Source organism: Paraburkholderia sp. D15 (assembly GCF_029910215.1).
Taxonomy (GTDB): domain Bacteria; phylum Pseudomonadota; class Gammaproteobacteria; order Burkholderiales; family Burkholderiaceae; genus Paraburkholderia.
The window spans coordinates 3,580,377-3,604,075 of record NZ_CP110395.1; the positions used below are offsets into that span (position 1 = coordinate 3,580,377).

18 protein-coding genes are annotated in these 23,699 nt (G+C 63.8%); 15 read left to right on the forward strand and 3 right to left on the reverse strand.

The window, feature by feature from the left end:
• The first annotated feature begins 161 nt into the window (after window positions 1-161).
• The 5 genes from ileS (at window position 162) to dut (ending at window position 6,435) form a co-directional block, all read left to right on the forward strand.
• Complete coding sequence (gene ileS / locus LFL96_RS15510) at window positions 162-2,999, forward strand: isoleucine--tRNA ligase (RefSeq protein WP_280996083.1); 2,838 nt, start codon at window positions 162-164, stop codon at window positions 2,997-2,999.
• Window positions 2,999-3,508, forward strand: a complete 510-nt coding sequence (gene lspA / locus LFL96_RS15515) for a signal peptidase II (protein WP_280996084.1) — start codon at window positions 2,999-3,001, stop codon at window positions 3,506-3,508. Before ileS ends, lspA begins: the two co-directional genes overlap by 1 nt.
• Window positions 3,509-3,654: 146 nt before the next feature.
• Entirely contained in the window at window positions 3,655-4,869 is a 1,215-nt protein-coding gene (gene coaBC / locus LFL96_RS15520) for a bifunctional phosphopantothenoylcysteine decarboxylase/phosphopantothenate--cysteine ligase CoaBC (RefSeq protein ID WP_280996085.1), read from the forward strand.
• Between the two features lie 86 nt (window positions 4,870-4,955).
• Entirely contained in the window at window positions 4,956-5,960 is a 1,005-nt protein-coding gene (locus LFL96_RS15525) for an LLM class flavin-dependent oxidoreductase (RefSeq protein WP_280996086.1), read from the forward strand.
• Window positions 5,961-5,988: 28 nt separating this feature from the next.
• The gene (gene dut, locus LFL96_RS15530; RefSeq protein ID WP_280996087.1) at window positions 5,989-6,435 is read left to right on the forward strand and encodes a dUTP diphosphatase; all 447 of its coding nucleotides are present in this window, start codon (window positions 5,989-5,991) and stop codon (window positions 6,433-6,435) included.
• Between the two features lie 138 nt (window positions 6,436-6,573).
• On the opposite strand, the gene clpA is transcribed toward dut, so the two are convergent.
• Window positions 6,574-8,871 carry an ATP-dependent Clp protease ATP-binding subunit ClpA gene (clpA, locus tag LFL96_RS15535; RefSeq protein ID WP_280996088.1) on the reverse strand — a complete coding sequence of 766 codons (2,298 nt, stop codon included), beginning with the start codon at window positions 8,869-8,871 and terminating at the stop codon, window positions 6,574-6,576.
• The gene (gene clpS, locus LFL96_RS15540; protein ID WP_006050100.1) at window positions 8,868-9,182 is read right to left on the reverse strand and encodes an ATP-dependent Clp protease adapter ClpS; all 315 of its coding nucleotides are present in this window, start codon (window positions 9,180-9,182) and stop codon (window positions 8,868-8,870) included. Before clpS ends, clpA begins: the two co-directional genes overlap by 4 nt.
• Window positions 9,183-9,733: 551 nt before the next feature.
• Here clpS and LFL96_RS15545 point away from each other — a divergent pair.
• On the forward strand, window positions 9,734-9,940 hold the full coding sequence (locus LFL96_RS15545; RefSeq protein WP_007180614.1) for a cold-shock protein: 207 nt from the start codon (window positions 9,734-9,736) through the stop codon (window positions 9,938-9,940).
• A 263-nt stretch (window positions 9,941-10,203) separates the two neighbouring features.
• Here LFL96_RS15545 and icd read toward each other — a convergent pair whose 3' ends face one another.
• Complete coding sequence (icd, locus tag LFL96_RS15550) at window positions 10,204-11,460, reverse strand: NADP-dependent isocitrate dehydrogenase (RefSeq protein ID WP_280996089.1); 1,257 nt, start codon at window positions 11,458-11,460, stop codon at window positions 10,204-10,206.
• A gap of 357 nt (window positions 11,461-11,817) precedes the next feature.
• Between icd and LFL96_RS15555 the strand changes: the two genes are divergently transcribed.
• The 9 genes from LFL96_RS15555 (at window position 11,818) to LFL96_RS15595 (ending at window position 23,235) form a co-directional block, all read left to right on the forward strand.
• The gene (locus LFL96_RS15555) at window positions 11,818-12,387 is read left to right on the forward strand and encodes a pseudouridine synthase (protein ID WP_280996090.1); all 570 of its coding nucleotides are present in this window, start codon (window positions 11,818-11,820) and stop codon (window positions 12,385-12,387) included.
• A 460-nt stretch (window positions 12,388-12,847) separates the two neighbouring features.
• Window positions 12,848-13,033 carry a hypothetical protein gene (locus tag LFL96_RS15560; RefSeq protein ID WP_280996091.1) on the forward strand — a complete coding sequence of 62 codons (186 nt, stop codon included), beginning with the start codon at window positions 12,848-12,850 and terminating at the stop codon, window positions 13,031-13,033.
• A 145-nt stretch (window positions 13,034-13,178) separates the two neighbouring features.
• Window positions 13,179-13,685 (forward strand): DUF192 domain-containing protein, encoded by a 507-nt coding sequence (locus LFL96_RS15565; protein ID WP_280996092.1) that lies wholly within the window; start codon window positions 13,179-13,181, stop codon window positions 13,683-13,685.
• Window positions 13,686-13,915: 230 nt separating this feature from the next.
• On the forward strand, window positions 13,916-16,021 hold the full coding sequence (gene fusA, locus LFL96_RS15570; RefSeq protein WP_280996093.1) for an elongation factor G: 2,106 nt from the start codon (window positions 13,916-13,918) through the stop codon (window positions 16,019-16,021).
• A gap of 231 nt (window positions 16,022-16,252) precedes the next feature.
• Window positions 16,253-16,768, forward strand: a complete 516-nt coding sequence (locus tag LFL96_RS15575) for a cupin domain-containing protein (RefSeq protein WP_280996094.1) — start codon at window positions 16,253-16,255, stop codon at window positions 16,766-16,768.
• A 416-nt stretch (window positions 16,769-17,184) separates the two neighbouring features.
• Complete coding sequence (locus LFL96_RS15580; protein ID WP_280996095.1) at window positions 17,185-18,861, forward strand: ABC transporter substrate-binding protein; 1,677 nt, start codon at window positions 17,185-17,187, stop codon at window positions 18,859-18,861.
• Window positions 18,862-18,890: 29 nt separating this feature from the next.
• Window positions 18,891-19,901, forward strand: a complete 1,011-nt coding sequence (locus LFL96_RS15585; protein ID WP_280996096.1) for an ABC transporter permease — start codon at window positions 18,891-18,893, stop codon at window positions 19,899-19,901.
• Window positions 19,898-20,815, forward strand: coding sequence for an ABC transporter permease (locus LFL96_RS15590; protein ID WP_280996097.1), 918 nt, complete (start codon window positions 19,898-19,900; stop codon window positions 20,813-20,815). The genes LFL96_RS15585 and LFL96_RS15590 overlap by 4 nt, the downstream gene beginning before the upstream one ends.
• The gene (locus tag LFL96_RS15595; RefSeq protein ID WP_280996098.1) at window positions 20,812-23,235 is read left to right on the forward strand and encodes an ABC transporter ATP-binding protein; all 2,424 of its coding nucleotides are present in this window, start codon (window positions 20,812-20,814) and stop codon (window positions 23,233-23,235) included. Before LFL96_RS15590 ends, LFL96_RS15595 begins: the two co-directional genes overlap by 4 nt.
• Window positions 23,236-23,699 lie beyond the last annotated feature (464 nt).

Genomic DNA, 23,699 nt, shown 5'->3' on the forward strand with positions numbered 1-23,699 from the left:
GGTTCATGCGCGCGTGACCGACGCCGCGTGAACCCTCGCCGCGCGCATCGAAGGGCGTCCGTGGATCACGCGACATGCCTGCCGGGCGCGCCCCACGCCTTCGCGCATCGTGCGCATTCCGCGCCCTGCTGCGCATAGAACGAATTCATCGCGACCACATCATGAGCAACAAGAAAGCCGATTCGAAACCGCAGTCACGCTATCCGGTGAACCTGCTCGACACGCCGTTCCCGATGCGCGGCGACCTGCCCAAGCGCGAGCCGCAATGGGTCAAGGAGTGGCAGGAACGCAAGATCTACGAGAAGATCCGCGCCGCCTCCAAGGGCCGCAAGAAGTTCATCCTGCACGACGGCCCGCCGTATGCGAACGGCGACATCCACCTCGGCCACGCGGTGAACAAGATCCTCAAGGACATGATCGTCAAGGCGCGCAATCTGGCGGGCTTCGACGCGGTCTACGTGCCGGGCTGGGACTGCCACGGCATGCCGATCGAAATCCAGATCGAGAAGCAGTTCGGCAAGTCGCTGCCGGCCGCCGAAGTGATGCAGAAGGCGCGCGCCTACGCGAGCGAGCAGATCGAGAAGCAGAAGGTCGGCTTCCGCCGTCTCGGTGTGCTCGGCGACTGGGACAACCCGTACAAGACCATGAACTTCACGAACGAAGCCGGTGAAATCCGCGCGCTCGCGAAGATCCTGGAAAAGGGTTACGTGTATCGCGGCCTGAAGCCGGTCAACTGGTGTTTCGACTGCGGCTCGGCGCTTGCCGAGGCGGAAGTCGAATACAAGGACAAGAGCGATCCGACCATCGACGTGCTGTTCAGCTTCGCCGAGCCGGAGAAGACCGCGCAGGCGTTCGGTCTCGCCGCGCTGCCGCGCAACGAAGGCGGCATCGTGATCTGGACCACCACGCCGTGGACCATCCCCGCCAACCAGGCGCTGAACCTGCATCCGGAAATCGTCTACGCGCTGGTGGATACGCCGCGCGGGCTGCTGATCCTCGCGCAGGAACGCGTGGAGGCCTGCCTGAAGCAGTACGGTCTGGAAGGCACGGTCGTCGCCACCGCGCCGGGCGCGAAGCTCGTCGAACTGCGCTTCAACCATCCGCTCGCGTCCGCGCATCCGGCCTACAAGCGCACCGCGCCGGTGTACCTCGGCGACTACGTGACGACCGAGTCGGGCACGGGCGTCGTGCACTCGTCGCCGGCCTACGGCGTGGAAGACTTCGTGTCGTGCAAGGCGCACGGCATGGCCGATTCCGACATCATCAATCCGGTGATGGGCGACGGCCGCTACATCGAATCGCTCGCGCTGTTCGGCGGCCTGTCGATCTGGGCGGCCAATCCGCAGATCGTCGAGGCGCTCCGCGCGGCCGGCTCGCTGCTGTACACGAAGTCGTACGAGCACAGCTACATGCACTGCTGGCGTCACAAGACGCCGATCATCTATCGCGCGACGTCGCAGTGGTTCGCCGGCATGGACGTCAAGCCGAACGACAGCGACAAGACGCTGCGCGAAACCGCGCTGGAAGGGATCGAGAACACCGCGTTCTATCCGGCGTGGGGCAAGCAGCGTCTGTTCAGCATGATCGCCAACCGGCCGGACTGGACGCTGTCGCGTCAACGCCAGTGGGGCGTGCCGATGGCGTTCTTCGTCCACAAGGAAACCGGCGAGCTGCATCCGCGCACGCTGGAGTTGCTGGAACAGGTCGCGCAACGCGTCGAGAAAGCCGGTATCGAAGCGTGGCAAACGCTCGACCCGCGCGAACTGCTCGGCGACGAAGCCAATATGTACGAGAAGAACCGCGACACGCTGGATGTCTGGTTCGATTCGGGCACCACGCACTGGCACGTGCTGCGCGGCTCGCACAAGGACGAACTGCAATTCCCGGCCGATCTGTATCTGGAAGGCTCGGACCAGCATCGCGGCTGGTTCCACTCGTCGCTGCTGACCGCGTCCATGCTCGACGGCCGGCCGCCGTACAACGCGCTGCTGACGCACGGCTTCACCGTCGACGGCGAAGGCCGCAAGATGAGCAAGTCGCTCGGCAACGGTATCGACCCGCATGAAGTGGCGAACCGCCTGGGCGCGGAAATCATCCGCCTGTGGATCGCGTCGACCGACTACTCGGGCGAGCTGGCGATCTCCGAGGAAATCCTGAAGCGCGTGACCGAAGCCTATCGCCGCATCCGCAACACGCTGCGCTTCCTGCTCGCGAACCTGTCCGACTTCGACTTCGCGCAGCACGCACGGCCGCTCGAAGACTGGCTGGAAATCGATCGCTACGCGGTCGCGCTGTCGGCGAATCTGCAGAGCGACATCCTCACGCACTACGACAAATACGAGTTCCACCCGGTGGTCGCCAAGCTGCAGACGTTCTGCTCGGAAGACCTCGGCGGCTTCTATCTCGACGTGCTGAAGGACCGCCTGTACACCACCGCGGCGGACTCGGTCGCGCGGCGTTCGGCGCAGACCGCGCTGTATCACATCGCGCATGGCCTGCTGCGTCTGATGGCGCCGTTCATGTCGTTCACCGCCGAGGAAGCGTGGAAGGTGTTCCAGCCGGACAGCGAAACGATCTTCACCGAGACCTATCACGCGTTCCCGGCCGTGCCCGAGGCCGGGGCGCTGCTCGACAAGTGGACGCTGCTGCGCGCCGCGCGCGGCGACGTGACGAAGGCGCTGGAAGAAGCCCGCGTCGCGAACCTGATCGGTTCTTCGTTGCAGGCCGAAGTCGAGATCCGCGCGAGCGGCGCGCGTTACGACGCGTTGACGAGCCTCGGCGACGACCTGAAGTTCGTGCTGATCACGTCGGCGGCAACGGTCGTGAAGGTGGCGAGCGAAGCGGAAGAAGGCGTCGAGGTGCTCGCGTCGAAGTACCTGAAGTGCGAACGCTGCTGGCACTATCGCGCGGATGTCGGCGAACACGCCGATCACCCGTCGCTGTGCGGCCGCTGCTTCAGCAATCTGTTCGGCGACGGTGAAAAGAGGAGCGCGGCATAATGGCGAGAACCCTGTCGAAAGCATCGAGCGGCAATAGTTCGCTGGCGCCCTGGCTGGGCGTCGCGCTGATCGTCATCCTGTTCGATCAGTTGACCAAGATCGCGATCCAGAAGGTTTTCGCCTACGGTATCGCGCACGAGATCACGCCGTTTTTCAACCTGATCCTCGTGTACAACCGCGGCGCGGCCTTCAGTTTCCTCGCGATGGCGGGCGGCTGGCAGCGTTGGGCGTTCACCGCGCTCGGCGTGGTGGCGGCACTGGTGATCTGCTATCTGCTCAAGCGCCACGGCGGCCAGAAGATGTTCTGCACGGCGCTCTCGCTGATTCTCGGCGGCGCGCTCGGCAATGTGATCGACCGGCTCGCGTACGGCCACGTGATCGACTTCCTCGATTTTCACGTGCGCGCGTGGCACTGGCCGGCCTTCAATCTCGCCGACAGCGCGATCACGATCGGCGCGATCCTGCTGGTGCTCGACGAGCTGCGGCGCGTGCGCGGCGCCTCGCGCTAAGCTAACGCCGCAAACGCCACGGATGCCGGCCTGACCCTGCACGGGTGAATGCCGGTATCCGGTTCGAAAGACGCGGCGGCCCCGGTGCGACGCCTCGCGCGATTCCACCATGCGCCGCCCGCCACCACGCTTTGTCGGAGGCTTCGTTGGCAACCGCAGAACTCGCAGGAAAACATCTCGTCCTCGGCATGACGGGCGGCATCGCCTGCTACAAGATCGCCGAACTCACGCGTCTGTTGACCAAGGCCGGCGCGACCGTGCAGGTCGTGATGACCGAAGCGGCCACGCAATTCATCACCCCCGTCACCATGCAGGCGCTCTCGGGCCGTCCGGTCTACACGAGCCAGTGGGACGGCCGCGTGCCGAACAATATGGCGCATATCGATCTGTCGCGTGAAGCCGATGCGATCGTGATCGCGCCCGCCTCCACCGACTTCCTCGCCAAACTCGCGCACGGCATGGCCGACGATCTGCTGTCGACACTCTGCGTCGCGCGCGATTGTCCGCTGCTGGTCGTCCCGGCGATGAACCGTCAGATGTGGCAGAACCCCGCGACGCAGCGCAACGTCACCCAGTTGCGCGCGGACGGCGTGCAGGTGCTCGGCCCCGATTCCGGCCCGCAGGCATGCGGAGAAATCGGCGACGGGCGCATGCTCGAAGCCGCCACCACCTACGAAGCGATCGCGTCGTTTTTCGCACCGAAAATTCTCGCTGGCCGACGCGTGTTGCTGACCGCCGGTCCGACCTTCGAACCGTTGGACCCGGTACGCGGCATCACCAACCGCTCCAGCGGCAAGATGGGCTTCGCGCTCGCGCGCGCCGCGCAGCAGGCCGGCGCCGACGTGCATCTGGTCGCCGGCCCGGTCGCGCTGGACACGCCGTGGGGCGTGTTCCGCCAGGACGTGCAAACCGCGCAGCAGATGCACGACGCGGTGATGCACGCGGTCGCGGACGCCGACATCTTCATCGGCGTGGCCGCGGTGGCCGACTGGCGCGTCGATCACGCGAGCGAGCACAAGATCAAGAAGACCGCCGGGCGCGCGTTGCCGAGCTTCACGTTCATCGAGAATCCGGACATTCTGGCTGCCGTCGCGAAGCTGCCGCATCCGCCGTTCACGGTCGGCTTCGCCGCGGAAAGCGGCGACCTCGAGGTGCATGGCGAGGAGAAGCGCGCGCGCAAGAATGTGCCGCTGCTGATCGGCAATCTCGGCCCGTTGACCTTCGGCCTCGACGACAACGAGGTGATCCTGTTCGAAGCCGCCGGCGCGACCAAACTGCCGCGTGCCGACAAGCAGACGCTCGCGCGCGCGCTGATCGCGGAAATCGCGAAACGTCTGCCCGACGCGAGTCTGATTCGCTGAGCGCCGCGCGCGGCGGCCGGCGACAGATAAGTCGCCAGGCATCGCCGGCCGCGTGTGCCGCATGAAATTTCTGGAGTTATGCCGACATGACGCTACTCTCCGTGCTCGATCAAACGCCCGTGATCGCCGGGCACTCGGTGGCGGATGCGATCGCCGCCACCGTCGAACTTGCGCAACTCGCCGACGACCTCGGCTACACGCGCTACTGGTGCGCCGAACATCACGGCTTGCGAGGCGTGTCGAACCCTTGCCCCGAAGTGCTGCTCGCGCGCCTGGGCAGCGTGACGCGGCGCATCCGGCTCGGCTCTGGCGGCGTCATGTTGCCGTACTACAGCCCGTTCAAGGTCGCCGAGCAATTCATGATGCTCGAGGCGCTGTTTCCGAACCGGATCGATCTCGGCGTCGGCCGCGCGCCGGGCGGCGACATGCGAACCGCGCAGGCGGTCGCAGCCGGCGACTACAATCGCGGCGACATTTTTCCGCAGCAGGTCGCCGATCTGATCGGCCTGATGCACGGCACACTGCCCGAGGAGCACATCGCGCGAGGCGTGCTGCTGCAGCCGCAGGTCGACACGCGCCCGCAATTGTGGATGCTCGGATCGAGCGAGTTCGGCGGCTTGCTGGCGGCGCAACTCGGCATTCGCTTCGCGTTCGCGCATTTCATCAATGCGCATTTCGGGCAGCAGGTGGCGCAGGCGTATCGCGAGCGCTTCAAGGCCAGTGACGAAACGCAGCAGCCCTATCTCGCCGCCGCGGTCTTCGTGATCTGCGCGGACACCGAACAGGAAGCCGCCGATCTGGAAAAAGCCGTCGACCTGCGCCGTGTGCAGATGGCCTACGGCCTGAACGAACCCATCCCGACGATCGAACAGGGCATCGCGCAGGAATACGGCCAGCGCGAACAACTGGTGATCGCGCGGGAACGGCCGCGCAGCATCGTCGGTACGCCGGACAGCGTCGCTGAACGCATGCGTGCGTTGCAGGAGCAGTTCCAGGCCGACGAACTGATCGTATTGACCGTCGCGGGCAGCTATCGCGCGCGCCTGCGCTCCTATGAACTCCTCGCGGACGCTTTCCAGCTGGCCCGCTAAGCTTCAACCTTCTCTTTCACGAACCTGCATGAAACTCGACCTGAAGATTCTCGACGCGCGCATGCGCGACCAACTCCCGGCCTACGCGACCACCGGCAGCGCGGGCCTCGACCTGCGCGCCTGCCTCGACGCACCATTGACGCTCGAACCCGGCCAGACGGCGCTGGTGCCGACGGGCCTCGCGATCCACGTCGGCGATCCGGGTTACGCGGCGCTGATTCTGCCGCGTTCGGGTTTGGGTCATAAGCATGGGATCGTGCTGGGCAATCTTGTCGGTCTGATCGATTCGGATTATCAAGGCCAACTGATGATCTCGACGTGGAACCGCGGCGAGACCACGTTCGTGCTGAATCCGATGGAACGCCTTGCGCAGTTGGTGATCGTGCCGGTGGTGCAGGCCGAGTTCAATATCGTCGAGGACTTCGAGACCAGCGAGCGCGGCGCGGGCGGGTTCGGCAGCACCGGCAAGCATTGATGATGCGGCACATGGCGGCCCTGCGATCATCCGAAGACGCGGCCTCCAAGACATAAAAAAACGGCGCGGGTTTTGCAACCCGCGCCGTTTTTTCTTGCGATGCGCGCCCGGCTTTCGCCAGGCGTCACGCCACCGACCTTACTCGACCTCGACCGCTTCCGGATTCGGATTGCGCGGCGCCGGATGCTCGTCGAAGGTCAACTGGACCTTGTCTTCCGCATCCACGTCGACCGACACGCGACCGCCGTTCATCAGCTTGCCGAACAGCAGCTCGTCGGCCAGCGCACGACGGATCGTGTCCTGGATCAGACGCTGCATTGGCCGCGCGCCCATCAGCGGGTCGAAACCGTGCTTGGCGAGATGCTTGCGCAACGCGTCGGTGAAGAGCGCGTCGACCTTCTTCTCGTGCAACTGATCTTCCAGCTGCATCAGGAACTTGTCGACCACGCGCATGATGATTTCCTCATCGAGCGAGCGGAAGCTGATCGTTGCGTCCAGACGGTTACGGAACTCCGGCGTGAACATACGCTTGATGTCGACCATTTCGTCGCCGGTTTCGCGGCGGTTCGTGAAGCCGATCACCGACTTGCCCATCGCCTCGGCGCCCGCGTTCGTCGTCATGATGATGATGACGTTGCGGAAATCCGCCTTGCGGCCGTTGTTGTCCGTCAGCGTGCCGTGGTCCATCACCTGCAGCAGCACGTTGTAGATGTCCGGATGCGCCTTCTCGATTTCGTCGAGCAGCAGCACGCAGTGCGGCTTCTTCGTGACGGCTTCGGTCAGCAGACCACCCTGGTCGAAACCGACGTAGCCCGGCGGCGCGCCGATCAGCCGGCTGACCGCGTGACGCTCCATGTACTCGGACATGTCGAAGCGGATCAGCTCGATGCCCAGCGTGAACGCGAGCTGCTTCGCCACTTCCGTCTTGCCGACGCCGGTCGGGCCGGAGAACAGGAACGCGCCGATCGGCTTGTCCAGCTTGCCGAGGCCCGCGCGCGCCATCTTGATCGCGGCCGACAACGCGTCGATCGCCGGGTCTTGCCCGAACACGACGCTCTTCAGATCGCGATCCAGCGTCTGCAGCTTGCTGCGATCGTCCTGCGACACGCTTTGCGCCGGCACGCGCGCGATCTTCGAGATGATCTCTTCGATCTCGTTCTTGCCGATGGTCTTCTTCTGCTTCGACTTCGGCAGAATGCGTTGCGCGGCGCCCGCTTCGTCGATCACGTCGATCGCCTTGTCCGGCAGATGACGATCCGTGATGAAGCGTGCCGACAGTTCAGCCGCCGCCGACAGCGCGCCCGACGAATACTTCACGCCGTGATGCTCTTCGAAACGCGACTTCAGGCCACGCAGAATCGCCACCGTCTGCTCGACGGTCGGCTCGGTCACGTCGACCTTCTGGAAGCGGCGCGACAACGCAGCGTCTTTTTCGAAGATGCCGCGATATTCGGTGAAGGTCGTCGCACCGATGCACTTGAGCGTGCCCGACGACAACGCCGGCTTCAGCAGATTCGACGCGTCCAGCGTGCCGCCCGACGCGGCACCCGCGCCGATCAGCGTATGAATTTCGTCGATGAACAGAATGGCGTGCGGACGTTCCTTCAATTCCTTGAGGACCGTCTTCAGACGCTGTTCGAAGTCGCCGCGATATTTGGTGCCGGCGAGCAACGCGCCCATGTCGAGCGAATACACCTGGGCGTCCGCGAGGATGTCCGGCACTTCGCCGCGCGTAATGCGCCATGCGAGGCCCTCGGCGATCGCCGTCTTGCCGACACCGGCTTCGCCGACCAGCAGCGGATTGTTCTTGCGCCGGCGGCACAGCACCTGCACCACGCGCTCGACTTCCGACTCGCGCCCGATCAGCGGATCGATGCGGCCGTCTTTCGCCATCTGGTTCAGGTTCTGCGTGAACTGGGCGAGCGGCGTTTCCTTCTGCGCGGCGGCTTCGTCGGACTCGGCATTCGCGTCGCTCGCTTTCGCGGCGTCCGTGCTGCTCGTCTTGGCGATGCCGTGCGAGATGAAATTGACCACGTCCAGACGCGTCACGCCCTGCTGCTGCAGGTAGTAAACCGCATGCGAATCCTTCTCGCCGAAGATCGCCACCAGCACATTCGCGCCGGTGACTTCCTTCTTGCCGTTCGAGGTGGATTGCACATGCATGATCGCGCGCTGGATCACACGCTGGAATCCCAGCGTGGGTTGCGTGTCCACGTCGTCCGTGCCCGGCACGGTCGGCGTGTTGTCATGAATGAAGTTGCGCAGGTTCTGGCGCAGATCCTCGATATTGGCCGCGCATGCACGCAACACTTCCGCCGCTGTCGGATTGTCCAACAGTGCCAGCAAAAGATGTTCGACCGTTATGAACTCGTGCCGCGCCTGGCGTGCTTCCATGAACGCCATGTGCAGGCTGACTTCCAGTTCCTGGGCAATCATGCTTCCTCCATCACACACTGCAGCGGATGCCCGGCCTGCCGTGCGTGGGTAACGACTTGCTCGACTTTGGTCGACGCGATGTCCCGCGTATAGACCCCACAAACTCCCCTGCCTTCGCGATGCACCTTCAACATTACCTGTGTTGCGGTTTCACGATCTTTATTGAAGTATTCCTGCACGATCATCACGACAAATTCCATTGGCGTGAAGTCGTCATTCAGCAGCACCACCTTGTACATGGAAGGCGGCTTGAGTTTTTTCTCCTGCCGCTCCAGTACGGTGCCGTCCTGCTTGTCCGGGATAATCGCCATACACCCATTCTAAACAACTAGGACAGGCCCGCAATCCTGTCAAAACCCGGCCGACCGGCCGGTGAGCCCGTTCGCCAACGTCTGGTGAACTCACCCTCACCAAAACGTGCGCCATTCGACGAGCCGTTTGCGGAGCCGGCCCCTATCCTGATGCAGCGCGGCCTTGCTGCACCGCAGTCGGATCGAGTATCGCACAACCTGCCGGAACCGGCTGGAACGCTCGCCCCGTGCCTCTCGGCGGTGGGCAACTGACAGGACAGCATGTGAGTCGATTATGCGACTTTTCAAGACAGCCCGCTTGCGCAACCGCACATAACAAAAGCGGGAAAAACCCTGGAAAAGCATGTGTTTGCAACTGGACAACGGCCGTCTCAAAATTTTCTTGACACCCGAATAAAGAGCCCCAACAATCAAGCTGGCACTTTTTTCACTGAGCCATAATTTCGAAAAAATGCCGATGGTGAGCTTGTGAGGAGGGAGCGGCTGCCTCGCGCGGTCGTCGAGCTTTTCGAGGGCTCGTGGTAGTGATATGAGTTACAGGGGAAGTTGGAATGGCAACTGGTACGGTCAAATGGTTCAATGACGCAAAAGGTTTCGGATTCATCACGCCTGATGAAGGTGGCGAGGATCTGTTTGCACACTTCTCGGCCATCCAGATGAATGGGTTCAAGACCCTCAAGGAAGGCCAGAAGGTAACCTTCGAGGTCGTGCAAGGCCCGAAAGGCAAACAGGCATCGAACATCCAGGCACCTGCCTGATAACGTTCGATACCCGTCCTTTGAAACCCGGCTTCGTGCCGGGTTTCTTTTTTGTGGCGCAGCGCGTTGACGCTCGTCGCATGCGAATCGGATTTTGGGTCCGACGCTCTAATACGCCGGGATAGGCCGAGTTTGCAATCCATCGCGCATCATCCCAGCATGTAAAACAAAAAACCCCGGTAACGCGCGATGTGTCGCCGGGGTTTGCCGGCACGCATCGACGCGTGCCGGAATGCGTGTAGAAACGCGTGTAGAAACGCCGCTTACATATTCTCGATCAGCACCTGCCCGAAGCCCGAGCACGACACCTGCGTCGCGCCTTCCATCAAACGCGCGAAGTCGTATGTGACGCGTTTCTGCAGGATCGACTTTTCCATCGACTGGATGATCAGGTCGGCCGCTTCGAACCAGCCGAGGTGACGCAGCATCATTTCCGCCGACAGAATTTCGGACCCCGGATTCACGTAGTCCTTGCCCGCGTACTTGGGCGCCGTACCGTGCGTGGCTTCGAACATCGCGACCGAGTCCGACAGATTCGCGCCCGGCGCGATGCCGATCCCGCCGACTTGCGCGGCCAGCGCATCCGACACGTAGTCGCCGTTCAGATTCAGCGTGGCGATCACGTCGTATTCAGCCGGACGCAGCAGGATCTGCTGCAGGAACGCGTCCGCGATCACGTCTTTAACGACGATATCGCCACCCGTCTTCGGATTCTTGATCTTCATCCACGGGCCGCCATCGATCAGCTCCGCCGCGAATTCCTTCTGCGCGAGCGCATAGCCGTAGTCGCGGAACGCGCCCTCGGTGAACTTCATGATGTTGCCCTTGTGCACCAGCGTGACCGAGCGGCGATCGTTGTCGATCGCGTACTGGATCGCCTTGCGCACGAGCCGCTCGGTGCCTTCGCGCGACACCGGCTTCACGCCGATCCCCGAGGTTTCCGGGAAGCGGATCTTCTTCACGCCCATTTCTTCGGTCAGGAACTTGATGACCTTCTTCGCCTGCTCGGACTCGGCCGGCCATTCGATGCCGGCGTAGATGTCTTCCGAGTTCTCGCGGAAGATCACCATGTTGGTCTTTTCCGGCTCACGCACCGGCGACGGCACGCCCTTGAAATACTGCACTGGCCGCAGACACACATACAGATCCAGTTCCTGGCGCAGCGCGACGTTCAGCGAACGGATGCCGCCGCCGACCGGCGTGGTGAGCGGCCCTTTGATCGACACCACGTATTCCTTGAGCACCTGCAGCGTCTCTTCCGGCAGCCACACGTCCGGTCCGTACACCTTGGTCGATTTCTCGCCGGCGTAGATTTCCATCCAGTGGATTTTCTTCTTGCCGCCGTAGGCTTTTTCGACCGCGGCGTCCACCACCTTGATCATCACCGGCGTGATGTCGAGACCCGTGCCGTCACCTTCGATGTACGGAATGATCGGCTGGTCGGAAACGTTGAGCGAGAAATCTGCGTTGACGGTGATTTTCTCGCCGCCGGTGGGGACCTTGATGTGCTGATACGGCATGATCGGACTCCAGTGATAGCCAGGCTGAAAGCTGATGGGAGACTGCGAAAATGGGCGCTTCCTCGCTGCGCGCAATGCCGGACGCCTGCAAGCGACCTGGCCGCTATTCTAGCCCACGCGACTGCCGCGTCATGGGCGCGGCCGCTCGGGGTTTTCCAACATGACAGCGGATTCGCGCAACGAGTACAAACTCCTATGTCTTATATAAGACATAGGAGTTATCGGCGCGCATTATGCATTATTATCCCGCCCATGACTATCCGGCCAAACGGCCAGCGCGGCGCTTTTTGCCGGCAGGGTTCGCGCGGCGTCATCCGCCGTGCAGCCGCCTCACGCGCCTCCTACTCTTGCCTCTCCATGCGCCTTCTCGCCCTGAACAAACCGTTCGGCACCATCTGCCAGTTCTCTCCTCACGAAACGCGCGCGTCGCTGGCCGACTGGGTCAAGGTGCCGGGCGTCTATCCGGCCGGCCGTCTCGATTCCGACAGCGAGGGCCTGCTGCTGCTCACCGACGACGGCGCCTTGCAGGCGCGCATTGCCGAACCGCGTCACAAGCTCATCAAACGTTATTGGGCTCAGGTGGAAGGCGCCGTCGATAGCGCCGCGCTGACGAAGCTCGCTCGCGGCGTCGACCTCGGCGACTATGTGACGCAGCCGTGTCGCGCGGAATACGTCGAACCGGGCGATACGCTGTGGACTCGCACGCCGCCGATCCGCTATCGCGCCGCGATCCCGACGACGTGGATCGAGTTGTCCATCACCGAGGGCAAGAATCGCCAGGTGCGCAGGATGACCGCCGCGGTGGGATTTCCGACGCTGCGTCTGGTGCGCGTCGGCATCGGCGCGCTCGATATTTTTTCGCTTGGACTGCAACCGGGACACAGCGTCGAATTGCCGTCGCGGGCGCCTTGGGACGGTGTCGCCTGACGGGTGTCATGCGAGAACAGGCGCGAGCAAGCAGGCGCACGCGCTCGACAATCTGACTCGCCGCTTGTGGATAAGACAACTAACTCGTTGTATCCGCAAGCAATTCAAAGCGTGAAACTCGCATTAAAAAACGTGAAACAAACACGCTCGCGTCACACGCGCGTCATTCGATCCGCTTCATTACACCCGCATATAAATTTTCCAGAAAAATGACGTCAACCGTCGTGCGAGCTCACGCGTTATTCGACGCAGATGCCGCCCGAAGCTATCCGGCATTCAGCCTTAAGGGCCTTTGCACAAGCCGCTCACGCGGTCGACGCGGGGAGTCTGAGCGCTAAACAGACGCGTCGAAAAATTTGTTCGATGCGCTGTCAACCGAAAGGTGGATGGCACGTTTACCGACATGACTCTTACATAACCGGGTCATTTGGTTAATTAACTAAAGCTGAGGATTCTCAAAATGAACAAACTGATCGCCGCTCTGGTCGCTGGTCTCTTCGCAACGGCAGCATTCGCACAAGCTTCGGCACCGGCAGCAGCTCCGGCAGCAGCAGCTTCGTCGGCAAAGAAGACCACGAAGAAGGCTCACAAGAAGTCGCACAAGAAGGCAGCAGCAGCAGCTGCAGCTTCGGGCGCTTCGGAGTAAGTTTGTTGTAAAAACGCAGTCAAGAACTAGCTTCATTGCCGTTCTTACGGCGTTGAAAGGCAGATCACCGCAAGGCGATCTGCCTTTTTGTTTTTGACCTGCTCGCGTAACATTCGCGGGTTAATTTCCAGCAAGGAGTCATGCCGTGCGATTTTCCATGCGCTCGTCGATTGCGCGTTTCGCTGTAGCCGTTGCATTGCCGCTCGCCGCGCTGTCGTTCGCCGCCAGCACCGCCCCTGCGCACGCGCAGGACATGCCGTCCGGCGCGAAGCAGCCCAGTGAATTTCCGCGCGTGAAGCTGACCGCCGGCATGTTCGTGATCGACGCCGCGGTCGCCGCGAACGACGCGGACCGCGAGCAAGGTTTGATGTATCGCACGACCCTCGCGCCGAACGAAGGCATGCTGTTCGTCTTCAACGAGCGCGCGGTGCATTGCTTCTGGATGAAGAACACGTTGATCCCGCTGTCGATCGCATTCATGCGCGCCGACGGCACGGTCACCGATATCGACGAGATGCAGGCCGAGACCACCGACAATCACTGCCCGAAGAACAACGGGGTGTACGCGCTGGAGATGAGCAAGGGCTGGTTCACGTCGAAGGGCATCAAGCCGGGAATGAAGATTCAGGGCCTGCCGGCCGCGCAGCAATAAGACGCTCCGATTCCGCGAAGCCGGTGCCTGCAAAACAGGCACCGGCTTTTTTTATGGGCGCGCGTCCCCATCTCGGAACGACGCGCGCCGACCCGGTCCGTGAGTTTCCTGCAAAAGCCGGGCCGACGCGCTATCCTAGTATTCTCAGCACCGCAACACCCAGGCTCCCCGGGCGGCATCAGCAAGCGGCCCGGCAGCGTTACAAGGCGCGCTATTCCAAGGAGGTTCACGTGCCCCGCAAGACTCCCATCGAGCGCTACCGGAACATCGGCATCAGCGCTCACATCGATGCCGGCAAAACCACCACCACTGAACGCATCCTGTTCTACACAGGCGTGACCCACAAGATCGGCGAGGTTCACGACGGTGCGGCGACGATGGACTGGATGGAACAGGAGCAGGAGCGCGGCATCACGATCACGTCGGCGGCCACCACCGCTTTCTGGAAAGGCATGGCCGGCAACTATCCGGAGCATCGGATCAACATCATCGACACGCCGGGACACGTCGACTTCACGATCGAAGTGGAGCGCTCCATGCGCGTGCTCGACGGCGCGTGCATGGTGTACGACTCGGTCGGCGGCGTGCAGCCGCAATCCGAAACCGTATGGCGTCAGGCGAACAAGTACAAGGTGCCGCGCATCGCGTTCGTCAACAAGATGGACCGCGTGGGCGCGGATTTCTTCCGCGTGCAGCGGCAGATCGGCGATCGTCTGAAGGGCGTCGCGGTGCCGATCCAGATTCCGATCGGCGCGGAAGAGCACTTCCAGGGCGTGGTCGATCTGGTCAAGATGAAGGCGATCTTCTGGGACGAAGAGAACCAGGGCATCAAGTTCGAATACCGTGATATTCCGGCGGAGCTCGCGGCAACGGCCAAGGAATGGCACGACAAGATGGTCGAGGCCGCGGCCGAGGCCAGCGAGGAACTGCTCGACAAATATCTGGGCGGCGAGACGCTGAGCGAAGAGGAAATCAAGCACGGCATCCGCACCCGCTGCATCGCCAACGAAATCGTGCCGATGCTGTGCGGCAGCGCGTTCAAGAACAAGGGCGTGCAGGCCATGCTCGACGCGGTGATCGACTATCTGCCCTCGCCGGTCGACGTGCCCGCCATTACCGGCCACGACGAACACGACAAGGAGATCGAGCGTCACCCGACCGACACCGATCCGTTCTCGGCGCTCGCCTTCAAGATCATGACCGACCCGTTCGTCGGCCAGTTGATCTTCTTCCGCGTGTATTCGGGCGTGGTGAATTCGGGCGACACGGTCTACAACGCGATCAAGGAAAAGAAGGAACGCCTTGGCCGGATCCTGCAGATGCATGCGAACGAGCGCAAGGAAATCAAGGAGGTCTACGCGGGCGACATCGCCGCGGCCGTCGGTCTGAAGGAAGCGACGACGGGCGACACGCTGTGCGATCCGAACCACGTGATCATCCTCGAAAAGATGATTTTCCCGGAGCCGGTGATTTCGCAGGCCGTCGAGCCGAAGACCAAGGTCGACCAGGAAAAGATGGGTATCGCGCTGAACCGTCTTGCCCAGGAAGATCCGTCGTTCCGTGTGCAGACCGATGAAGAATCCGGCCAGACGATCATCTCCGGGATGGGAGAGCTGCACCTGGAAATTCTGGTCGACCGGATGAAGCGCGAGTTCGGCGTGGAAGCCACCGTCGGCAAGCCGCAGGTCGCGTATCGCGAAACGGTGCGCAACAAGGTCGAAGACGTGGAAGGCAAGTTCGTCAAGCAGTCGGGCGGCCGCGGTCAGTACGGTCACGCGGTGGTGACGCTGGAGCCGGCGGAGCAAGGCAAGGGCTACGAATTCGTCGATGCGATCAAGGGCGGCGTGATTCCGCGCGAGTACATCCCGGCGGTCGACAAGGGCATTCAGGAAACGCTGAAGGCCGGCGTGCTGGCGGGGTATCCGGTGGTCGACGTGAAGGTCACGCTGACCTTCGGTTCGTACCACGACGTCGACTCGAACGAAAACGCCTTCCGCATGGCGGGGTCGATGGCGTTCAAGGAAGCGATGCGCAAGGCGAAGCCGGTGCTGCTCGAACCGATGATGGCCGTCGAGGTGGAAACGCCGGAAGACTTCATGGGCAACGTGATGGGCGATCTGTCGAGCCGCCGTGGTCTGGTGCAAGGCATGGAAGACATCGCGGGCGGCGGCGGCAAGCTGGTGCGCGCCGAAGTGCCGCTCGCGGAGATGTTCGGTTATTCCACGTCGTTGCGCTCGGCCACTCAGGGCCGCGCCACGTACACGATGGAGTTCAAGCACTACGCCGAAACGCCGAACAACGTCGCCGAGGCGGTGATCAACGCGAAGCAGAAGTAAGCGTTCGAGTTAGCTGCTGGCGTCGATAGACGTTGAAGAAGCCCGTCCCTCGTGGACGGGCTTCTTCGTTTACAGGCACCGTGACGGCGGCCTCCGCCTCCAGAACGCCAACGGTCACCATGGCGTGTCCGGCCTCCATTCCGGCACCCCACGCCTTTTCGAACGTGCAAGAATGCGGCAGGAACGACGCGCTGCCGATCGTCGTCACCGACGCCCACGAGGAGACACATCATGAGCCAGGATCACGAACATCCGCACTACAAGAACGAACATCCGGCCACGCCGATCGACTGGCGCGAGCACGGCGTGAAGGTCATCAAGGGCGATCAGCTCGACAGCAACACCGCGCAGACGCCGGGCATGAATCGCGCGGCCGCGATCAACGCAGCGCGGGTCGGCGCGCAGAAGATCTGGGCCGGCACGGTGACGATTCATCCGAACGCGAAGACCGGCGCGCATCATCATGGCGCGCTCGAAAGCGTGATCTACGTGGTGCGCGGCCAGGCACGCATGCGTTGGGGCGAACATCTCGAGTTCACCGCCGAAGCCGGCCCGGGCGACTTCATTTTCGTGCCGCCGTATGTTCCGCATCAGGAGATCAACGCGAGTACCGACGAGCCGCTCGAATGCGTGCTGGTGCGCAGCGACAACGAGGCCGTGGTGGTCAATCTGAACATCGACGCGGTCGAAGCGCCGGAAACCGTGTTCTGGGTCGATCCGATTCACAAGCATCCGCATGATCATTGAAGACCGTCGAGGTTCGTCGACCGTCGCCGATGCGGTAAATCCAACAGCGCTCGCGCCACGCAGTCGGTAAGAATGCAGCGTAAAAACAGCGGTTTTCCTGCGTTAGCGCCGCCTGGACGCAACACCTTCGCCATGCATGGAGGCATGCGCGCCAAGGCCAACGCACGGAACGTTGTGACGACGACACATCCCGGCCCTTTTATGCGCGAATCATCGCTCGCGGGTTGCCGCAAGGGCTCCGCATCGCGAGGCAATCGCTTACACTGAACCCGCTTTGCGCAGCCCGGCGAGCCCTTTCGCCGCCGCGCCTTTTCCGCCGCCGTAACGTCCGCCGCCGGCGCGCCTCGCGCCCGGCTCGTGCGAGACCCGTGCGGCCCTTCAGCAACCGGCAACAGAACGGACTGGACACTCCATCGATGAAGACTCCCGCGGACCGAACCACCGATCTCGATCTCAACCTCGACGCAGCCCGCCTGCGCGCGGACAACCTCGGCCACCACGCGCTCGACGAATTTGCCGCCGGCCGCATCACGCGCCGCGAACTGCTGCGCTACGCGAGCGTGATCGGTTTGTCGCTGGTGGGCGGCGGCGTGCTGAACGCGCCGCGTGCGCGGGCTCAGGGCAACGCGGCGGCGTCGAACCAGACGATTCGCGTCGCGCATCTGACGCCGGCCGGCGCGGTCGATCCGCTCACCGTCACGGACGCCGCGAGTCTCGCGCTGCTGAATCAGACCGGCGAATTCCTGATCGACGACGACGGCGAAAAACTCGTGCTGAAGCCGGCGCTCGCGCTGTCGTGGAAGCCGAACGACAAGGGCGACGTGTGGACCTTCAAGCTGCGCCCGAACGTCAAGTTCCACGACGGCCAGGTATTCGGCGCGAAGGACGTGGTCGCCACCTTCGACCGTCTCGCCGATCCGGCGAGCGGCTCGGCGGCGCTATCGGTGCTGAAGGGCGTGCTGTCGAAAGGCGGCGCGAAAGTCGTCGACGAACACACGGTGGCTTTCCACCTCGACGCACCGAACGGCAACTTCCCGTACTACGTTTCCTCGGACAATTACAACGCCGTGATCCTGCCCGCGAACTACGCGGGCGGCTATGAAAAGACCTTCATCGGCACGGGTCCGTTCAAGCTCGAAAAGTATCAACCGAAGGTCGGCGCATCGTTCGTGCGCAATCCCGACTACTGGGGCGACAAAGCGTTACCGCAACGGGTACAGTTTTCCTTCTACGCTGACGAACAGGCGCAATTGCTCGCGCTGCAGGGTCATCAGGCAGACGTGATGGGCACCTTCACCGTGCAGGGCGGCGCCAGCATCCTGAACAATCCGGACTACAAGGCGGTCGGCGTGAAGTCGAGCGCGCACCGGCAGATTCACATGCGCAACGACAGCCCGCTGTTCAAGGACAAGCGCGTGCGCCAGGCGCTCGCGTTGTCGCTCGATCGCGACGTGCTGGTGCGCGGACTCTTCAAGGGCCGCGCGCAACTCGGCAACGACAGTCCGTTCGCGCCGGTGTTTCCTTCGTCCGACGCCGGCGTCGCGCAACGCCGGATCGATGTCGCCAGGGCAAAACAACTGCTCGCGCAGGCCGGCGTGCCGAACGGTTTCGACGTCACGCTGACCACCGAAAAGTACATGGAGATCCCCGACCTCGCGGTCGTCGTGCAGAACGCGGCGAAGGCGATCGGCGTGCGCATCAATCTGAAGGTGGAGAGCCAGTCGCTGTACTACGGCGCCGGCACGCCGGGTAAATCGGACTGGCTCGACTCGCCGCTCGGCATCACCGACTACGGTCATCGCGGCGTGCCGAACGTGTTCCTGAATGCACCGCTCACCAGCAACGGCACATGGAACGCCGCGCACTTCAAGAACCCGCAATACGATCAACTGGTCGCGCAGTTCGTCGCCGCGGTCGATCTCGGCTCGCAGAAAAAAATCGCCGGGCAGATCCAGACGCTGCTGCTCGACGAAACGCCCGTCATCATTCCGTTCTTCTACGATCAGCTGATCGCGATGCGCAAGGGCGTGAACGGCGTGCGCTTCACCGCGCTCGCGCAACTCTATTTCGACCGTGCGGTGCTGAGCGCCTGAGCGCGGCGCGTTTGCGGCAGGAGCACACGATGTCGACCATGGCGCCCCCTTCCGTCCCGTCCGTCTCCAGCGGCAATGCCGCGCGCGTCGCGCGGTTTCTGGCGACGCGCGTAGGCCTCTCGCTGATCACGCTGTGGCTGTTGTCGGTGATCGTGTTCGCGGGTGGCCAGCTGTTGCCCGGCGACATCGGCCGCGCGGTGCTCGGGCCGCTCGCCGATGCGCGCGCGGTCGCCGCGCTCAATCATCAGCTCGGCGCGGACCGGCCGTTGATGACGCAATACGTCGAATGGATCGCGCATTTCGTGCGCGGCGACATGGGACTGTCGTATGCGTACCGCGAGCCGGTCGGACCGTTTATCGCCGACGCGCTCGCGCATTCGGCCAAACTCGGTCTGCTCGCGTTCATCGTGGTCGTGCCGCTCGGCATCGCGGGCGGCGTGTGGTCGGCCATGCATGCGGGGCGCTGGCTCGATCGCACGATCAGCATTGCCGGTTTGTCGGCCACCGTGGTGCCGGAGTTCGTATCGTCGATCGTGCTGATTCTGGTGTTCGGCGTGTGGCTGCGCTGGCTGCCGATCGAGGCCTCGTATCCGCCCGATGCGGGCCCGCTCGAACAGTTGCGCCATCTGATTCTGCCGGTGCTGCCGCTGGTGCTGGTGTTCTTCGGCTACATCGCACGGATGGCGCGGGCGGGCACCGTGGAAGCGCTCGATGCCGACTACACGCGCACCGCGATCCTCAAGGGGCTGCCGCGCCGCGTGGTGATCTGGCGGCACGTGCTGCGCAATGCGCTGCTGCCCACCATCACGGTGGCTGCGACGCAACTCGGCTACATGATCGGCGGTCTCGTGGTGGTCGAGACGCTGTTCCACTATCAGGGGATCGGTTCGTTGATCTACAACGCCGCGAAGGCCAAGGATTTCCCGATGCTCGAGGCCGGCGTGCTGACGATCGGCGTGGTGTACACGGTGGCGAATCTCGTCGCCGATGCGCTGCACGTGCTGCTCAATCCGCGTTTGCGGGTAAGGAGCGCCGAATGAGCGACGTCGTGCCGCCCAGCCCAGGCGCGCCGGCGCCCGCGCCTTCCGCGCCGCCGTCGCCGTCGCCCTCGCCACGTCCGAACGCCGAGCCGCGCTTCGATCAGTTGCGCGTGCTGCTGCGCTCGCCGACCTTCGTCGTCGGTGTCGCGATCGTCGCGTGGTGGATCGTCTGCGCGCTCGCCGGACAGTGGATCGTGCGCATCGATCCGTACGCGTCCGACCCGCTCAACTCGCTGATGCCGCCCGATAGCACGCACTGGTTCGGCACCGATCAGCTCGGCCGCGATGTGTTCTCGCGCGTGATCGTCGGCGCGCGCGACATTCTTACCATTGCGCCGCTCGCCACGCTACTCGGCACCGTGGCGGGTACGGCGCTGGGGCTGATCGTCGGTTACTTCGAAGGCTGGGTCGACAACGTGGTGGGCCGCGCGATCGACGCCGTGCTCGCGTTGCCGCTCGTGATCGTCGCATTGCTCGCGCTCGCCGCGGTCGGCGCATCGAACTTCACGGTGATCCTCGTGATCGGCATCACCTTCACGCCGATCACCGCGCGCACCGTGCGCGCCGCCGTGTTCGCCGAACGTCATCTCGACTACGTGGCCGCCGCGCAACTGCGCGGCGAACGCGCGCCGTACATCATGTTCGTGGAAATCCTGCCGAACGTGCTGCCGCCGATCATCGTCGAGGCGACCGTGCGGCTCGGCTACGCGATCTTCGCGGTGGCCACGCTGTCGTTTCTCGGCTTCGGCATTCAACCGCCGTCGGCTGACTGGGGGCTCGCGCTGTCCGAGTCGTACACGCTGATGGCGGGCGGCGCGTGGTGGACCGTGGTGTTCGCGGCGGGCGCGATCGCGTCGCTGGTGGTCGGCGTGAACCTGATCGCCGACAGCGTACAAGGCGTACTCGACCGATGAACGGACCGCCGCCTTCCTCATTCCCCGCCTTCGACGTGTCGAAGAGCGATCGCACCGACGCGTTGACCGTCGTCGGTCTCACGGTCACGTACCGGATGCGCGGGCGCGACCGCGAAGTGCTGCAGGACGTGTCGTTCCGCGTGCGGCGCGGCGAAGCGTATGGACTCGTCGGCGAATCGGGCTGCGGCAAGTCGACCGTCGCGATGGCCGCGCTGCGTTATCTGCCGCGTAACGGCAAGGTGAAGGCCGGCAAGATCGTCATCGCCGGCGAGGACGTGCAGAAGCTCGACGCCGATGCGCTGCGCAATCTGCGAGCCAATGCGATCTCGATGGTCTATCAGGACCCGGGGCGCGCGTTGAATCCGTCGCTGACGATCGCGCGTCAGGTCTCCGAAGCGTTCGAAGCCGCCGGCGCGACACGCGGCGAAGCGTTGCAACGCACGCGCGAGATGCTGCAACGCGTGCGCATCGCGGCGCCGGATCGCGTGATGGAGAGCTATCCGCACCAACTGTCGGGCGGGATGCAGCAGCGCGTGGTGATCGCGATGGCGCTGGCATCGAACCCCGCGCTGCTGATTCTCGACGAACCGACCACCGGGCTCGATGCGACCGTCGAAGCCGAAGTGCTCGATCTCGTCGCACAGTTGCGCGAGGAATTCGGCACCGCCGTGCTGTTCATCAGCCACAACCTCGCGGTGATCGGGCGGATGTGCGAGCGCGTCGGCGTGCTGTACGCGGGCAAGCTGGTCGAGGAAGGCGCGACCCAGGATGTGTTCTCGCGGCCGCGTCATCCGTACACCGTGGGGCTGCTGCGCTGTCTGCCGACCGAGGGGCGCAGCAAGGACAGCGAGCGGCTCGATACGATCGCCGGCAGTCTGCCGTTGCCGGGCTCGGTCACGCAGGGCTGCATCTACGCGGAACGTTGCCGTCTCGCCGACGATCGTTGCCGCCGCGAAGCGCCGCCGCCGTATCGGGTGAATGCGGCGCATGGCGATCAGATGTCGCGGTGTCATTATCACGAGCGGGCGCTGGAGTTGCCGCGCGTGGGGGCGGATGGGGCGGTGCTGGAGCGGTGGGAGGCGATGCGTGGTGCTGGTGCTGGTGCTGGTGCTGGTGCTGGTGCTGGTGCTGGTGCTGGTGCTGGTGCTGGTGCTGGTGCTGGTGCTGGTGCTGGTGCTGGTGCTGATAATGCTGAGGTTACCGGTGCCACTGCCAGCGCCGCAACTGGAACTCGTAGCGACAAGGACCGCCCACGCCCGCTCGTCCTTCGCGCCGCCAATCTCTCGAAGACTTTCCACGTAAGCGGCGCGCCGCTGCGCGCGGTCGACAACGTGTCGATCGATCTCGCGCGCGGCGAAACGCTCGGCCTCGTCGGCGAATCGGGCAGCGGCAAGACGACGCTCGCCAAGCTGATGCTCGGCCTGCTCACGCCCGATGCCGGCAGCGTGCTCGAACTCGACGGCGCACCACTCGCCGCGCGCGTCACGCGACGCAACGACGAGCAGGTGAAGTCGTTGCAGATCGTGTTCCAGAACCCGGACTCGGCGCTCAATCGCGCGCATTCGGTCAAGCGTTTGATCGGCCGCGCGCTGTCGCGGCTCACCGCGCTGCGCGGCCCCGCGATCGACGAACGCCTCGCCTCCCTCACCGCCGACGTGCGTCTTCCGGCCCGCTACCTCGGCTCGCGCACGCGGCAACTGTCCGGCGGACTCAAGCAGCGCGTGGCGATCGCTCGCGCGTTTGCCGGCGAACCGCGCGTGGTGGTGTGCGACGAGCCGACCTCCGCGCTCGACGTCTCCGTGCAGGCCGCGATTCTCAATCTGCTCGCCGACCTGCAACGCGAACGCGACGTGAGCTACGTTTTCATCTCGCACGATCTGCACGTGGTGCGTTATCTGTCGGATCGCATCGCGGTGTTGTACCTCGGACGATTACTGGAGATCGGGCCGGCCAGGGCGGTGTTCGACGGTCCGCACCATCCTTATACCGAGGCGCTGCTGTCGTCGGTGCCGACGCTCGATGCGCACGGCGAGGCCCTGGACGATGCCGATGCCGCAGGCGACGCACGCCCCCGTATCCGCATCCGCCTGTCTGGTGATCTGCCAAGCGCGGCCTCGCCGCCGTCCGGCTGCGTGTTTCATACGCGCTGCCCGCGCAAGCTCGGCGCGATCTGCGAGCAGCAGGAGCCGCCGTTCGCCGATGCCGATGCCGATGCCGATGCCGATGCCGATGCGAATGTGAATGGCGGCGGCGCCGCTTATCCGAACGCCCAGGCCAGCGACATCGGCGCCGCCGCGCATCGAATCCGCTGCCATATCCCCATCGACGAATTGCGCGCGCTGCAAACCGCCGCACGCGGCAAACCATCCTCCCCGCCTCCCGGCGACCGCTTGAACGACGCACCGGATAACGCCGAATAACGCCGAATCGCGCCAGACGCCGGATAAAACCCGGCACGACGACCGATACGGCGACATCGCCGCATCGGTCCAATCGACCCGATTCCCGCGTTTGCGGCCCGCGCGTTTCATCGCCGAAACGTTTTCCCCTGTTTTTTCGGCACCGGCATCGCACATGCCTGTTCGAGGCCCGTCGCCGCAAGGCTTTGCGGCCAGTGGCATGGATATCGCTAAATAGTGGCCAGACATCGCGGACGAACGGTTCGACGACGCGGCGGCCCGGCAAGAGCGACGCATCGGCGGAGCGTGGTCAGTCACGTCCATGCGCGATCGAATGCGATGCCGTGCGGTGGCGGGCGGCGCTCGTGGGACACGCGCATCGAGCGTCGACCGTGAGGGTCCGCGTAAGGAGCGCATAGCCGTGACGATGAGCGATCGACCAGACTCGGCAAAAGGACTCGGGGAACGGTGAGGTCCGCGGACGA